Annotated in this window: 13 protein-coding genes; 10 read left to right on the top strand and 3 right to left on the bottom strand. The window is 72.9% G+C overall.

All coding sequences use genetic code 11. The annotated features are described in order from the left end of the window. Positions 1–106 precede the first annotated feature (106 nt). Positions 107–1,837 (top strand): hypothetical protein, encoded by a 1,731-nt coding sequence (locus tag ACFV20_RS16265; RefSeq protein ID WP_385656918.1) that lies wholly within the window; start codon positions 107–109, stop codon positions 1,835–1,837. A 10-nt stretch (positions 1,838–1,847) separates the two neighbouring features. Here the strand turns inward: ACFV20_RS16265 and ACFV20_RS16260 are convergent, their stop codons facing one another. After that, a complete protein-coding gene (locus ACFV20_RS16260; protein ID WP_385656916.1) occupies positions 1,848–2,648 on the bottom strand; it encodes a hypothetical protein in 801 nt (266 codons plus the stop codon). Between the two features lie 83 nt (positions 2,649–2,731). Between ACFV20_RS16260 and ACFV20_RS16255 the strand changes: the two genes are divergently transcribed. The 4 genes from ACFV20_RS16255 (at position 2,732) to ilvD (ending at position 7,215) form a co-directional block, all read left to right on the top strand. Continuing rightward, a complete protein-coding gene (locus tag ACFV20_RS16255) occupies positions 2,732–3,664 on the top strand; it encodes a Ppx/GppA family phosphatase (RefSeq protein ID WP_385656914.1) in 933 nt (310 codons plus the stop codon). A 92-nt stretch (positions 3,665–3,756) separates the two neighbouring features. After that, positions 3,757–4,581 carry a sugar phosphate isomerase/epimerase family protein gene (locus ACFV20_RS16250; protein WP_385656911.1) on the top strand — a complete coding sequence of 275 codons (825 nt, stop codon included), beginning with the start codon at positions 3,757–3,759 and terminating at the stop codon, positions 4,579–4,581. Next, positions 4,578–5,210 carry a TetR family transcriptional regulator gene (locus ACFV20_RS16245; RefSeq protein WP_385656909.1) on the top strand — a complete coding sequence of 211 codons (633 nt, stop codon included), beginning with the start codon at positions 4,578–4,580 and terminating at the stop codon, positions 5,208–5,210. The genes ACFV20_RS16250 and ACFV20_RS16245 overlap by 4 nt, the downstream gene beginning before the upstream one ends. A gap of 151 nt (positions 5,211–5,361) precedes the next feature. Next, entirely contained in the window at positions 5,362–7,215 is a 1,854-nt protein-coding gene (gene ilvD / locus ACFV20_RS16240; RefSeq protein ID WP_385656906.1) for a dihydroxy-acid dehydratase, read from the top strand. Positions 7,216–7,271: 56 nt separating this feature from the next. Here ilvD and ACFV20_RS16235 read toward each other — a convergent pair whose 3' ends face one another. Then, positions 7,272–9,392 (bottom strand): PQQ-binding-like beta-propeller repeat protein, encoded by a 2,121-nt coding sequence (locus tag ACFV20_RS16235; RefSeq protein ID WP_385656903.1) that lies wholly within the window; start codon positions 9,390–9,392, stop codon positions 7,272–7,274. A gap of 181 nt (positions 9,393–9,573) precedes the next feature. On the opposite strand from ACFV20_RS16235, the gene ACFV20_RS16230 reads away from it, so the two are divergent. The 5 genes from ACFV20_RS16230 (at position 9,574) to proC (ending at position 13,235) form a co-directional block, all read left to right on the top strand. Beyond that, positions 9,574–9,894, top strand: a complete 321-nt coding sequence (locus tag ACFV20_RS16230; RefSeq protein ID WP_385656900.1) for an SH3 domain-containing protein — start codon at positions 9,574–9,576, stop codon at positions 9,892–9,894. 101 nt (positions 9,895–9,995) lie between these two features. Next, a complete protein-coding gene (locus ACFV20_RS16225; RefSeq protein WP_385656898.1) occupies positions 9,996–10,508 on the top strand; it encodes an EamA/RhaT family transporter in 513 nt (170 codons plus the stop codon). 218 nt (positions 10,509–10,726) lie between these two features. After that, on the top strand, positions 10,727–11,530 hold the full coding sequence (locus ACFV20_RS16220; protein WP_385656895.1) for an ABC transporter ATP-binding protein: 804 nt from the start codon (positions 10,727–10,729) through the stop codon (positions 11,528–11,530). Next, positions 11,527–12,315, top strand: a complete 789-nt coding sequence (locus ACFV20_RS16215; RefSeq protein WP_385656892.1) for an ABC transporter permease — start codon at positions 11,527–11,529, stop codon at positions 12,313–12,315. Before ACFV20_RS16220 ends, ACFV20_RS16215 begins: the two co-directional genes overlap by 4 nt. 107 nt (positions 12,316–12,422) lie before the next feature. Further along, complete coding sequence (gene proC, locus ACFV20_RS16210; protein ID WP_385656889.1) at positions 12,423–13,235, top strand: pyrroline-5-carboxylate reductase; 813 nt, start codon at positions 12,423–12,425, stop codon at positions 13,233–13,235. A 41-nt stretch (positions 13,236–13,276) separates the two neighbouring features. Here the strand turns inward: proC and trpS are convergent, their stop codons facing one another. Then, positions 13,277–14,326, bottom strand: a complete 1,050-nt coding sequence (trpS, locus tag ACFV20_RS16205) for a tryptophan--tRNA ligase (RefSeq protein WP_385656885.1) — start codon at positions 14,324–14,326, stop codon at positions 13,277–13,279. Positions 14,327–14,910: the final 584 nt, after the last annotated feature.

Raw genomic sequence — 14,910 nt, 5'->3', positions numbered from 1 at the left:
TCGAACAACCGGTTGATGTCCCCGATTGAGGGATCGTTTCACCCGTACGGATTAAATGTGCTCAAGCCACCTGAAGGTGCCACTCCCGTCCCCCTACGGTCGCCGAATGACGAGCAGTACTCCGGAGATCTCGACCCGCTCGACCCGCCCGGCCGGCGCACACCGGTCGCACCGGGAAGCGCGTGACCGCGGGGCGGCGCGCACGCTGGCGCAGCGGCCGCCCGCGCGCTACGAGCCCTACCTGGACGGCCTGTTCACCTACTGCCTGTCGGTGCTGTGCGACCACGAGGCCGCGACCGCGGCCCTGGGCGATGTCCTCGCCGTCGCCGAACGCCGCGGCCGGCAGGCCCCCGGGGCGCCCGCGGACCGCAGGGCCTGGCTCTACGCGCTGGCCCGCTGGGCGTGCCTGCGCAAGCTGGCCGAGATCAAGCAGAAACGTCAGAGCAGCCACGCGGCGGGCCGGGCCGACCGGCAGCGCGCCGACCGTCCGGCCGCCCCGCCGGTCTCCGAGGAGGTCCAGGAGCGGCGCCGCCGCGAACTGGCCCTGCTGGCCTGGCCGGAGGCCGCCGGCACCACCCCGGAACAGCGCGAGGCGCTCGAACTGGCCGTGCGCCACCACCTCGCCGCCCACGAGGTCGCCGCCGTCCTCGGCATGGCCCCGGCCGCCGCCCGGGACCTGCTCGCCTCCGCCGCCTGCGAGGTGGAACGCACGCGTGCGGCTCTCGCCGTGGTCGAGACGGGAGCGTGTCCGAGCGTCGCGCACCTCGTCGGCGACGACCGGCTCGTGCTCGGCACGGCCCTGCGCCGCGAACTCGTCCGGCACGTCGACGACTGCCCCCGCTGCCGCCGCACCGCCGAGCGCGCCATCCCCGGCCGCTGGCCCGGCACCAGCGTGACGCCCGCCGAACTGCCCGTCCTGCCGGCGCCCCGCGCGGCCCTGCACGTCGCCATGGCCCACCACCCGCGCGCGCGGAGTGCCGCACCCCGCTTCGACCGGCGCGGCTTCCCGATGGACCCCAAGGACCACGCCGCCCGCAGGGACCGCCTGCGCGCGCGTGCCGTCACCACGACCGTCGTCGCCACCGTCGTCGCCGCCCCGGTGCTGGCCCTGTGGGCCGCCTACCGGGGCACCCCGATCGGCGAGGGCCAGGACGGCCGCTCGGCCTCCGCGCGCGAGGCGGACGACCCGTTCGCCCTGGACGGCGAGATGGCGGGCGGCGGTTACGAGAACACCGGCAACGCGAGCACCCGCCCCGGACCCCGCTTCGGCAAGGACGGCAAGGCCGACGTCTCCGTGGAGGTCATCGGCGTCGCCGGGGCGGGCCGCGCGAGCGCCCTGGAGGTCACGGCCGACCACAGCGGCGACACCACCCTGGTCACCCTGACCGCCACCGGCCCGGCCCCGGTCCGCTGGTCGGCGTCCACCGGGGCCCGCTGGCTCTACCTCAGCCGCTCCTCGGGGACGCTCCGCCCCGGCGAGTCGGTGACGATCAAGGTCTACGTCGATCACCTGCGGGAACCCGCGGGCCCCTGGCAGGCACAGGTGGCACTCGCACCGGCGGGCGCCGTCGTCCACATCGAGGGCTACGGCACCGCGCCCGCCCCCGCGGACCCGGACCCGCGCCCGCACCCCGGCGGCCCGGGCGACCCGGCCCCGAGCCATCCCGACCCGACGCCCACGACCTCCGCCCCGGACCCCGACCCGACGCCGACCACCCCGCCGCCGTCGACCGGCCCGGACCCGACGCCCACGGCGACGGACCCGGACCCGACCGAACCGCAGGGCTCGACGCCGCCGCCCTCGGACAGCGGCGACCCGAGCCCGGTCACGTCGTGACCGGTTATCCTCAGACCACCGGATCCGCGGGGTGCGGCGCCACCAGCGGCAGCTGCGAGGCCAGGCGCTCCTCGCACAGCTCGACCAGCCGGTCGTAGCCGGCCTTGCCCATCAGCTCGATCAGCTCCGGCCGGTAGGAGACGTACACGGGATCTCCCGCGCCGTGCGCCGAGGTCGCCGACGTGCACCACCAGTGCAGGTCGTGGCCGCCCGGGCCCCAGCCCCGGCGGTCGTACTCGCCGATCGACACCTGCAGCACGCGCGTGTCGTCGGGCCGGTCGATCCACTCGTAGGTCCGCCGCACCGGCAGCTGCCAGCACACGTCCGGCTTGGTCTCCAGCGGCTCGCGGCCCTCCTTCAGGGCGAGGATGTGCAGCGAGCAGCCCATGCCGCCCGCGAAGCCGGGCCGGTTCTGGAAGATGCACGAGCCCTGGAAGGGCCGCGTCTGCCGCTCGCCGTCCTCGTCCTCGGAGACCCAGCCGTTCCGCGTGCCCTCGGCGTGGTGCTGCCAGATGTCCGGCGTGAGCCTGGCCACATGCCCGGCGACGCGCTTCTCGTCGTCCTCGTCGGAGAAGTGGGCACCCAACGTGCAGCACCCGTCGTCCGCGCGGCCGGCCTGGATGCCCTGGCAGCCGCTGCCGAAGATGCAGTTCCAGCGAGAGGTCAGCCATGTCAGATCGCAGCGGAAGACCTGCTCGTCGTCCGCCGGATCAGGAAACTCCACCCATGCGCGAGCGAAGTCGAGGCCCTTCTCGTCGGAGTCCACGACAGCCGGTGATTTGTCACGCTTCGCCTTTTTCGTCTTTGGCACGAGTCCAGGGTACGGGCCCCGGTACCGCCCTTGTACCCCCACCGAGGACGGCACACGGCCCCATGGGCAGTAGCGTTCCGTACATGAGACTCGGTGTCCTCGACGTGGGATCGAACACGGTGCATCTGCTCGTGGTGGACGCGCACCCCGGCGCGTGCCCGCTGCCCGCGCACTCGCACAAGGCGGAACTGCGCCTCGCCCAGCTCCTCGACGACGACGGCGCGATCGGTCCCCACGGCGTCGACCGGCTGGTCTCGGTGATCAAGGAAGCGCTCCAGGCCGCCGAGGACAAGGGCGTCGAAGAGGTCCTGCCGTTCGCGACCTCCGCCGTACGGGAGGCCCGCAACGCCGATGACGTGCTCGCCCGCGTGCGCGCCGAGACCGGCGTCGAGCTCCAGGTCCTCACCGGCTCGGAGGAGGCCCGCCTGACCTTCCTCGCCGCCCGCCGCTGGTTCGGCTGGTCGGCCGGGAAGCTGCTGGTCCTGGACATCGGCGGCGGCTCCCTGGAGGTCGCCTACGGCATCGACGAGGAGCCCGACGCCGCCGCCTCGCTGCCGCTGGGCGCCGGGCGCCTGACCGCCGGCTGGCTGCCCGGTGACCCGCCCGCCCCGGAGGACGTGCGCACCCTGCGCCGCCACGTGCGGACCGAGATCGCCCGTACGGTCGGCGAGTTCAGCCGCCTCGGCACCCCCGACCACGTCGTCGCCACCTCGAAGACGTTCAAGCAGCTGGCCCGCATCGCCGGCGCCGCCCGCTCCGCCGAGGGCCTCTACGTCCAGCGCGAGCTCAAGCGGGAGTCCCTGGAGGGCTGGGTCCCGCGGCTGGCCGCCATGACGGAACGGGAGCGCTCGGAGCTGCCGGGCGTCTCGGAGGGCCGCGCCGGGCAGCTCCTGGCGGGCGCCCTGGTGGCCGAGGCCGCGCTGGACCTGTTCGGTGTGGAGCGTGTGGAGATATGCCCCTGGGCGCTGCGGGAGGGCGTGATCCTGCGTCGCCTGGATCACATGGAGTCCGAGTAGGTGGATCCCCGGGGGGCGAACGCTATGGCAAACACCACAACGGCCAGGAGACCCCCCACCCCACCCCGACCACACCCCGTAATCTGTCCTGCATGGCAGAGCCAGCCGTGAAGATCCCGGACGCGAAGGTCGCCCTGTCGACGGCCTCGGTCTACCCGGAGTCGACGGCCACGGCCTTCGAGATCGCCGCGCGCCTCGGTTACGACGGAGTCGAGGTCATGGTCTGGACCGACCCGGTCAGCCAGGACATCGAGGCCCTGCGCAGACTCAGCGACTACCACCAGATCCCGGTCCTGGCCGTGCACGCCCCCTGCCTGCTCATCACGCAGCGCGTCTGGTCCACCGACCCGTGGACCAAGCTCCAGCGGGCCCGCGCGGCGGCCGAGAAGCTCGACGCGAGCACGGTCGTGGTCCACCCCCCGTTCCGCTGGCAGCGCCAGTACGCCCGCGACTTCGTCTCCGGCATCTGGCGCATGGCGAACGAGACGGACGTGCGGTTCGCCGTCGAGAACATGTACCCCTGGCGCTACCGCGACCGCGAGATGCTCGCGTACGCCCCCGACTGGGACGTCACCAAAGACGACTACCGGCACTTCACGATCGACCTCAGCCACACCGCGACGGCCCGCTCCGACGCCCTCGACATGGTCGACCGCATGGGCGACCGGCTCGGCCACGTCCACCTCGCCGACGGTCGGGGCTCGGCCAAGGACGAGCACCTGGTGCCCGGCCGCGGCACCCAGCCGTGCGCCGAGGTGCTGGAGCGGCTCGCCCTGACCGGCTTCGACGGGCACGTCGTCATCGAGGTCAACACCCGCCGCGCGATGTCCAGCGCGGAGCGCGAGGCCGACCTGGCGGAGGCCCTGGCCTTCACCCGCCTGCACCTCGCCTCGGCCGTGAAGGTGCCCCGGCCATGACCGGCCGGCCCCCGGCCGGCAGCGCGCCCGGCACCGCCGCCCGCCGCCGCGGCCGCCCCCCGCGCACGGAGTCGGCCGACACCCGCGACCGCATCCTGACCGCCGCCCGCGACGAGTTCTCCGAACGCGGCTACGAGAACACGTCCGTGCGCGGCATCGCCAAGTCCGCCGGGGTCGACTCGGCGCTCGTGCACCACTACTTCGGGACGAAGGAGCAGGTCTTCGAGGCGGCGATCACCCAGTCCTTCGGCCCGGCCCTGCAAGCGCCCCGGGCCATCGAGGAGGGCCCGCTCGACGGGGTGGGGGAGCGGCTGGTCCGCTTCTTCTTCGGCATCTGGGAGAACCCGGCCACCCGCGCGCCGCTGCTCGCCATCGTCCGCTCCGCCCTCACCAACGAGACCGCGGCCGCCGTCTTCCGGCGGATCATCGCCGCACAGGTGCTGCGCCGCATCGCCGGGCAGCTGGAGCTGCCGGACGCCGAGCTGCGGGCCGAGCTCGCCGCCGCGCAGCTCGTGGGCACCGCCATCCTGCGGTACGTCCTCAGGATCGAGCCGCTGGCCTCGGCGGACCCGGAACAGATCGTCGCGCGGCTGGCCCCGGTCGTGCAGGGCCACCTGACCGATCCGTGAGGCCTGCTCGTGCCGTCGCGGGTGCCGTCGTCCGAGACAGCCGTCCCGCATTCCGGACACTCCGTCCCGCCCACTGGATGACCGGCGTACGCTCGGTAGCAGTCAGAAATCTCCGAACTCTCTGACGCCGTCTCTGAAGGAGCGAGCGACGATGCCCGAGCTGAGGTCCCGCACAGTCACCCACGGCCGCAACATGGCGGGCGCCCGCGCCCTGATGCGCGCCTCCGGTGTACCGGGCGGGGACATCGGCCGCAAGCCGATCATCGCGGTCGCCAACAGCTTCACCGAGTTCGTGCCCGGGCACACGCACCTGGCACCGGTCGGCCGGATCGTCAGCGAGGCGGTCGTCGCCGCCGGCGGCATCCCGCGCGAGTTCAACACCATCGCCGTCGACGACGGCATCGCCATGGGCCACGGCGGCATGCTCTACTCCCTGCCCTCCCGCGACCTGATCGCGGACAGCGTGGAGTACATGGTCGAGGCGCACTGCGCGGACGCCCTGATCTGCATCTCCAACTGCGACAAGATCACCCCGGGCATGCTCAACGCCGCCCTGCGGCTGAACATCCCCACGGTCTTCGTCTCCGGCGGCCCGATGGAGTCCGGCCGCGCCACGCTCGTCGACGGCACGGTCCGCACGCTCGACCTGGTCGACGCGATCTCCGACGCCGTGAACGACAAGATCTCGGACGAGGACATCCTCCGCATCGAGGAGAACGCCTGCCCGACCTGCGGCTCCTGTTCCGGCATGTTCACCGCCAACTCGATGAACTGCCTGACCGAGGCCATCGGCCTGTCCCTGCCGGGCAACGGCTCGACCCTGGCCACGCACACGGCCCGCAAGCAGCTGTACGTCAACGCGGCCAACACGGTCATGGACATCACCCGCCGCTACTACGAGCAGGACGACGACACGGTCCTGCCCCGCAGCGTGGCGTCCTTCGCGGCCTTCGAGAACGCCATGGCCCTCGACATCGCCATGGGCGGCTCCACCAACACGATCCTGCACCTGCTGGCCGCCGCCCAGGAGGCCGGTGTCCCCTTCGGCCTCGACGAGATCAACGAGGTCTCCCGCCGCGTGCCCTGCCTCGCCAAGGTCGCCCCGAACGTGGCCAAGGACCGCACGTACTACATGGAGGACGTGCACCGCGCCGGCGGCATCCCCGCCCTGCTCGGCGAGCTGCACCGCGCCGGGCTGCTCAACGAGGACGTGCACTCCGTCCACAGCCCCTCCCTCGCCGACTGGCTGAAGACCTGGGACGTGCGCGGCGGCTCCCCGTCCGCCGAGGCGGTCGAGCTGTGGCACGCGGCTCCCGGCTGCGTCCGCTCCGCCGAGGCCTTCTCCCAGTCCGAGCGCTGGGAGGCCCTGGACGAGGACGCCGCCGGCGGCTGCATCCGCTCCGCCGAGCACGCCTACTCCAAGGACGGCGGCCTCGCGGTCCTCAAGGGCAACCTGGCCGTGGACGGCTGCGTCGTGAAGACGGCCGGCGTCGACGAGTCCATCTGGACCTTCGAGGGCCCGGCGGTCGTCTGCGAGTCGCAGGAGGAGGCCGTCCAGAAGATCCTCACCCAGCAGGTCAAGGACGGCGACGTCGTCGTCATCCGCTACGAGGGCCCCAAGGGCGGCCCCGGCATGCAGGAGATGCTCTACCCGACCTCGTACCTGAAGGGCCGCGGCCTCGGGAAGACCTGCGCGCTGGTCACCGACGGCCGCTTCTCCGGCGGCACCTCCGGCCTCTCCATCGGCCACGCCTCCCCCGAGGCGGCCGCGGGCGGCACCATCGCCCTGGTCGAGGACGGCGACCGCATCCGCATCGACATCCCGGGCCGCAGCATCGAGCTCCTGGTGGACGACGCCGAACTGACCCGCCGCGAGCGGGCGCTGGGCGGCGTGTACGCCCCGAAGAACCGCGAGCGCAAGGTCTCCGCGGCGCTGCGCGCCTACGCGGCGATGGCCACGAGCGCCGACAAGGGCGCGGTCCGCGACGTGTCGAAGCTCGGCTGACGCATCTCACCCCGAGGGCCGCCTCCCCGACCGGGGGGCGGCCCTCGCCATACCACTCACCAGGCCGCGGGATCACGCCCGTTGACGGCGAACACCGTGCCGTCGGGGGCGCTGCCGTAGACCCGGTCGCCCACCACCAGCGGCTCGGGAAGGGAGGCCGGCACCCGGTCGGACCGCTCACCCAGCCGGACCGGCGTCTGCCCGACGAGTCCGCCCCGCCGGGCGTCGACGGCGAGCAGCCGCCCGTCCGGCGCGCTCACGTACACATGCCGGCCGTCGGACGCCGGCCGGGACGCCCGTGCGACCCCCGTCTCCAGCGTCCACAGCTGCTCACGCGTCTGGAGGTCCACGGCCGTCAACGCCCCGCCGCCCGCCATGAGATGGACGACGTCCCCGCGCACGGAGCCCTGGACCTGAGCCAGCGGAACACGCAACGGGACCCGTACGGTCCTGCGGCTGCGGGGATCGTGGCGCACCACGGCCCGCGCCTGACCGCTCGCGGCGTCGACGGCCACCGCCACGAGCGACCCGTCCACCGTGCCGACGGCCTCCAGGTTCCCCTCCAGCCCCGCCTGCCACCGCACCGCACCGGTCCGCGGATCCACCGCCGTGACCCCCGTGCGGCTCCCGTCACCGGACACGCCCAGCGCGTACGCCAGCCCGTCACCGGGGAACGACACGAAGTACGGCACGTCCTGCCCGGGCACCCGGTGGCTCCACCGCACCCGGCCCGAGGCGGCCTCCACCCCGCTGACCGTGCCGTCGGAAGCGGTGAGCAGCACCATGCCCCCCACGGCCCGCAGTCCCCCGTACGCCGGCAGCTCCCGCCGGGCCACCTCGCCCGACGCCAGCTCCACGGCCGTCAGCTCCCGGCCCTGGCCGAGACCGCCCAGCACCCTGCCGTCCGCCACGACCGGCGCCCCGGCCGGCGGCCCGCTCGCGGCGGCACCCTTCAGCGCCCGCCGCCACAACAGCCGCCCGTCCACGGCGTCACGCGCGAACACCAGCCCCTCCTGCGCGCACACCACGGCGTCCGCCGCGTACGAGCACTGCGGCGTGCTCCGGCCGTCGAGCGGCTCCGCCTCCCAACCGGAGAACGCGGCGGCCGTGGTCCGCGGCGAGGCGGCCTCGCCCGCCGGATCCGCAGTCCCCGGCAGGCCCGCCACCGCCAGCACCCCGGCGGTGGCCAGCGCCAGCGCCACGGCCACCAACGCCCCCCGTTTCACCAGCCGACCCGACCCCGCACGCGCGGGCACCTCACCGGCCGGCGCCTCGGGGGCGGGCTCCGGCGGCTCGGCCGGCTCCTCAGCGGTGCGCTGCGCGGGGATGAAGGCCTGCGTGTCGTACGAGGCCGACACCGACCGCAGCTCCCGCATCAACTCGTCGGGGGAGGGCCGGTCCTCGGGCTCCTTGGCCAGGCACCGCTGCACGAGGGGGGCCAACTCCTCGGGCACGCCCGTCAGTTCCGGCTCGTCGTGCACGACCTGGTAGGCGACCACGTACGGACTGTCCGAGTCGAACGGGCCCCGCCCGGTCGCCGCGTGGACCATCACCGACCCGAGCGCGAACACGTCGGCCGCGGGCCCGACCTCCCTCGGCCGCCGGAACTGCTCGGGCGCCATGAACGGCGGAGTCCCGATGAGCTTGCCGGTCTCGGTGCGCAACTCGCTGTCCTTCGGCCGGGAGATGCCGAAGTCGATGACCTTCGGCCCGTCCTCGGCGAGCAGCACGTTGCTCGGCTTCAGATCCCGGTGCACGACTCCGACCCGGTGGATGTCCCGCAGCGCCTCGGCGAGCCCGGCCATCAGCCGCCGCAACCGGGCCGGAGCCAACGGCCCGTTCCGCTTCACCTCCTGGGCGAGCGTCGGACCCGGGATGTACAAGGTGGCCATCCAGGGCCGCCCGGCCTCGGGGTCGGCGTCCACGACCGGCGCGGTGAACGCCCCGCTGACCCGCCGGGCAGCCCCTACCTCCTGCCGGAAACGCCCCCTGAACTCCGGGTCCTTGGCGAACTCCGCGTGCACGACCTTCACGGCGAGCTTCATCCCGGAGGTGCTGCGCGCCAGATGCACGACCCCCATGCCGCCGGAACCCAGGCAGGATTCCAGACGGTAGTGACCGGCGTATTCGGGAAGTTCCGCTTCCGCGCCCGCTCCGGCATTCTGCTGCGGCGCCATGGAACCACCCCCGTGCTGTTCGTCCGCGCGCGCGACGCACGGAGCCTAGTCGAAGACTCGTACGGGACAGAGGCGGCTTGCTAGCCTCCCCGCACGAGTCGCGCCCGTGTGTTCCGTCGCGCGACCCGGGGGAATCAACGGCACCCCATGGCATCCATGGGGATCAACGGGGGAGAACCACATGTCTGTCGACCATGTCGAGGAACGGGACGGCACGAGCGGGGGCGAGACCGTCACCATGGCGGCGTCGGCCCTGCGCTCCTACGCCGTCGCCCCGGGCGTCCGCCTGAACGTCCGCAGCGGCCCCGGCACCGGCTACGGCATCGTCCGCGTCCTGCCCGAGGGGGCCAGGGTCACCATCTTCTGCCAGCGCCCCGGCACCACGGTGGCGGGCCCGTACGGCACCTCGAACATCTGGGACAACATCGCCGACGGCGAGTACGTAGCGGACTCCTACGTGGCCACCGGCAGCGACGGCTACGTCCGCCCGCGCTGCGCCTAGCCCGGCCCGAGCCCGCGGCCCGGCACAGCGACGGCTACGTCCGCCCGCGCTGCGCCTAGCCCGGCCCGAGCCCGCGGCCCGGCACGGGTCATAATCGACCCGTGAGTGCAGAAGACAGCACCCCTGCCGCCGCCGCGGGCTCCAGGGCCGGGACTCCTGGCCCCCGCCCCGAGCCCCTGCGCTTCTTCGGCACGACCTGGCTGCACCACGACCGCGGCTACACGGCCCGCCGTATCGCCGTGGCCGCCGGCTCCCTGGCCACCGCCGCCGCCTCCTGCCTCGTCCTGCGCCTCGCCTACCAGGGCCTCCAGATCGCGGCGATCGGCGGCTTCGTCACCGTCCTCATGGTCGCGATGTTCGCGATCTGCAGCGCGATGGCCTTCCGCCACACCTGGGACGGCTTCACCCGCCGCCACGACCCCGAGCGCCAGGCGTCCCTGCGCGGCCTGCTGACCGTCGGCTTCGTCGGCTCCCTCCTCGCGTACTTCTTCCGCTCCCTCACCGAGGCCCCCGGGGAGAAGCTGCACCGCGAGGAGTACGAAGAGGCCCGCAAGCAGTACGAGAAGCGCACCACCCGCCGCTCGGGCAACCCGAAGAACCGCCGCCGCCCATAACTCCCGGCGCACGCCCACCGGCCCGGTGGGACACCGACGCACTCGACGTCCCCTGGATCGCCGAGGCCGCCGACCGCACCCGGCGCCACTGCGGCATCGACGTCGCCACCGAGAAGCGCAACGCCGACGCCGGCGCCGCCGACCCCGCCGGCCTCCTCGACTTCACCGCCCCACCCGGCTGCTTGACGCACCCGACCGCCCGGAGCATTATTCATCACATGATGAATAATGCTCCTGGCTCGCCACGCCCGGGCCCCGACACCCCGGCCGTCCACGCCGAGAACCTCACCGTCGTCCGCGGCCCCCGCACCGTCCTGCGCAACCTCGGCTTCACCATCCCCCGGGGCCGGATCACCGGCCTCCTCGGCCCCTCCGGCTGCGGCAAGTCGACCCTCATGCGCGCCCTCGTCGGCACCCAGGCCAAGGTCACCGGCACCCTCGACGTCCTCGGCCGACCCGCCGGACACCCCACCCTGCGCACCCGCGTCGGCTACGTCACCCAGGCCCCGTCCGTCTACGACGACCTGACCGTCCGCCAGAACCTCGCGTACTTCGCCGCGATCCTGAACCCCGGCCGGGCCGCCGCCGACCGCCGCGCCGAAGACGTCACCCGGGCCATCGCCGACGTCGACCTCACCACCCACGCCGACTCCCTCGCCGGCAACCTCTCCGGCGGCCAGCGGGGCCGCGTCTCCCTGGCCGTCGCCCTCCTCGGCGCCCCCGACCTGCTGGTCCTCGACGAACCGACCGTCGGCCTCGACCCGGTCCTGCGCCGCGACCTGTGGAACCTCTTCGAGGACATCGCGACCGGCCGCGGCGCCACCCTCATCGTCTCCTCCCACGTCATGGACGAGGCCGAACGCTGCCACCGCCTCCTCCTCATGCGTGACGGGCGACTCCTCGCCGACGACACCCCCGAGGCCCTGCGCACCCGCACCGGCGCCGACACGGTCGAGAAGGCCTTCCTCCACCTGGTGGACCAGGCAAAAGCAGCAGCCCGCACGAAGGAGACGACCCGATGACCACCACCGCCACCGCCACGCCCGGGCCGGCCGCCCCACCCAGGGCCCTGAACGCCTCCCGCACCACCGCCACCGCAGCCCGGGTCATCCGCCAGCTCACCCACGACCCCCGCACCATCGCGCTGATGATCCTCATCCCCTGCGTGATGCTGCTCCTGCTGCGCTACGTCTTCGACGGCAGCCCCCGCACCTTCGACAGCATCGGCGCGTCCCTCCTCGGCATCTTCCCCCTGATCACCATGTTCCTGGTGACGTCCATCGCCACCCTGCGCGAACGCACCTCCGGCACCCTCGAACGCCTCCTCGCCATGCCCCTGGGCAAGGGCGACCTCATCGCCGGTTACGCCCTCGCCTTCGGCACCCTCGCGATCATCCAGTCCGCCCTGGCCACCGGCCTCGCGCTCTGGTTCCTCGGCCTCGACGTCACCGGCAGCCCCTGGCTCCTCCTCCTGGTGGCCCTCCTCGACGCCCTCCTCGGCACGGCCCTCGGCCTCTTCGTCTCGGCCTTCGCGGCCTCGGAGTTCCAGGCGGTCCAGTTCATGCCGGCGGTGATCTTCCCCCAGCTCCTCCTGTGCGGCCTGTTCACCCCGCGCGACACCATGCACCCCGCCCTCGAAGCCGTCTCCGACGTCCTGCCCATGTCCTACGCCGTCGACGGCATGAACGAGGTCCTGCGCCACACCGACATGACCGCCACGTTCGTCCGGGACGCACTGATCGTCGCGGGAAGCGCACTCTTGGTCCTGATCCTCGGCGCGGCGACCCTCAGGCGCCGCACGGCGTGAGCCGACCGGCGTCGTGACATCCCGCCCAGCGGACACCCGAGCCGTCCCCCACCCCCCGGTGCGAGGATGGACCCCGGACGACGCACCCTTCGGAGGCACCCCGCGCCATGACCCAGAAAGTCGCAGTCCTCGGCACCGGCAAGATCGGCGAAGCCCTGCTCAGCGGAATGATCCGCGCCGGCTGGACCCCGTCCGACCTCCTGGTCACCGCCCGCCGTCAGGAACGAGTCGAGGAACTCCGCACCCGCTACGGCGTCACCCCGGTCACCAACCCCGAGGCCGCCAAGACCGCCGACACCCTGATCCTCACGGTCAAGCCGCAGGACATGGGCACCCTCCTCGACGAGCTCGCCCCGCAGGTCCCGGCCGACCGCCTCGTCATCAGCGGCGCCGCCGGCATCCCCACGGCCTACTTCGAGGAGCGCCTCGCCCCCGGCACCCCGGTCGTCCGCGTCATGACGAACACCCCCGCCCTCGTCGACGAGGCCATGTCCGTCATCTCCGCCGGCACCCACGCCTCCGCCGACCACCTCGCTCACACCGAGGAGATCTTCGGCGCCGTCGGCAAGACGCTCCGCGTCCCCGAGTCCCAGCAGGACGCCTGCACCGCCCTCTCCGGCTCCGGCCCGGCCTACTTCTTTTACCTGGTCGAAGCCATGACCGACGCCGGCATCCTCCTCGGCCTGCCCCGCGACAAGGCCCACGACCTCATCGTCCAGTCCGCCATCGGCGCCGCGACGATGCTCCGCGACAGCGGCGAACACCCCGTCAAGCTCCGCGAGAACGTCACGTCCCCCGCCGGCACGACGATCAACGCCATCCGCGAACTGGAGAACCACGGCGTACGGGCCGCCCTCATCGCCGCCCTCGAAGCCGCCCGCGACCGCAGCCGCGCCCTGGCCTCCGGCAACAACAGCTGAGCGCCGGGGGCGGGCCCCTCACCCGCCCCCGGCCGCACCCCTCACACCCCCGGCACGGAACCAGCCACGGCCCTGTCCTCCACGGGCACCTCCTTCACGGCGGGCAGCAACCCGATCGCCCGGTACGCCGCATCCACCGTCGGTCGGGCCATCCCCCGGGCCCGCTCGGCCCCGTCCCGCAGCACCCCCTCCACATACGCGGGATCCGCGCACAACTCCTTGTGCCGCCGCTGAAGGGGCCGGAGCACCTCGACCACGGCCTCGGCGGTGTCCTTCTTCAGCTCCCCGTACGACGTGTACGCCCCGGCCAGCTCCTCGGGAACCCCACCGGTGCACGCGGCGAGGATCTCCAGCAGATTGGCGAGCCCGGGCCGGTCCGCCCGGTCGTAGACGACCTCCCGCCCGCTGTCGGTCACCGCCCGCGCGACCTTCTTGCGCACCACGTCCGGCTCGTCCAGCAGATAGACGATCCCCGGCCCGACGTCGTCGCTCTTGCCCATCTTCGACGCCGGGTCCTGCAGATTCATCACCCGCGCCGCCACCCCCGGCCGCGTGGCCCGCGGCACCACGAACGTATGTCCGTACCGCTGGTTGAACCGCACGGCCAGATCCCGCGCGAGCTCCACGTGCTGCCGCTGATCGTCCCCGACCGGCACCGCGTCGGCCCCGTACGCCAGGATGTCCGCCGCCATCAGCACGGGGTACGTCAGCAGCGACAGCCGCACACTCCCACCCCGCCGCTGTTCCCGCGCGGCCTTCTCCTTGTACTGGATCATCCGCCGCATCTCACCGTCGGTGGCCACGCACTCCAGCACGTACGACAACCGGGCGTGCTCGTCCACGTGGCTCTGCACGAACACCGTGCAGAGCTCCGGATCCAGCCCGGCCGCCAGCAGCAGCGTCGCCGACTGCCGGCTCAGCCTGCGCACCCGCGCAGGATCGTGGTCCACGGTCAGCGCGTGCAGGTCGACGACACAGAACAAGGCCTCGGCCTCGTGCTGGTCCACGGCAGCCCACCGCCGCATGGCTCCCAAGTAGTTGCCCAGCGTCAGATGCCCCGTCGGCTTGACCCCGCTGAAGACCCGCGTCATCTCTCCTCCACCTCCTGGTCGGAACCGCCGCCCCGGGCGGCCGCCCCTCCGTGGATCCGGGAGGAGAAACGAAAACGGCCGCCGAAGCGGCGGCCGTCGAGTGCATACGTGAGGACGGCCGCCGTCAGGCGGCCCACCACAGCTGGGTGCACGTACGCGTCGTCATGCGGCCCAGGCTACGCCCCGGATGCGCCCTCCGCCCCTGGGTTGACACGCCCTACCCCCATCCGTAGTGTTCTCCGAGTTGCCCGACGTGAGCGCCGACTCCGGTCGGTCCCCGGGCGGCCACTCCGCAAGTACCCACCATTCATCGATGCGCAGTACGTCTGCCGTCGCTTCATTGGCGTGTGTATTTACGGAATGAGGAATCCACGTTCGAAAGGACGCGGCCCCCGATTCGCTCGGGAGCCGGGGAATCCGCTAAAGTCTCACTCGTCGGAACGGCCCAACAGCCGCAAAGACAAACCCCGCTGACCGGGGATCAGGCCCGAAAGGATCTGATAGAGTCGGAACCGCCGGAAAGGGAAACGCGAAAGCGGGAACCTGGAAAGCACCGAGGAAATCGGATCGGAAAGATCTGATAG

The organism is Streptomyces sp. NPDC059696, from assembly GCF_042733745.1.
Lineage (GTDB): Bacteria > Actinomycetota > Actinomycetes > Streptomycetales > Streptomycetaceae > Streptomyces.
This window is presented reverse-complemented; position numbering and strand designations above follow the sequence as displayed.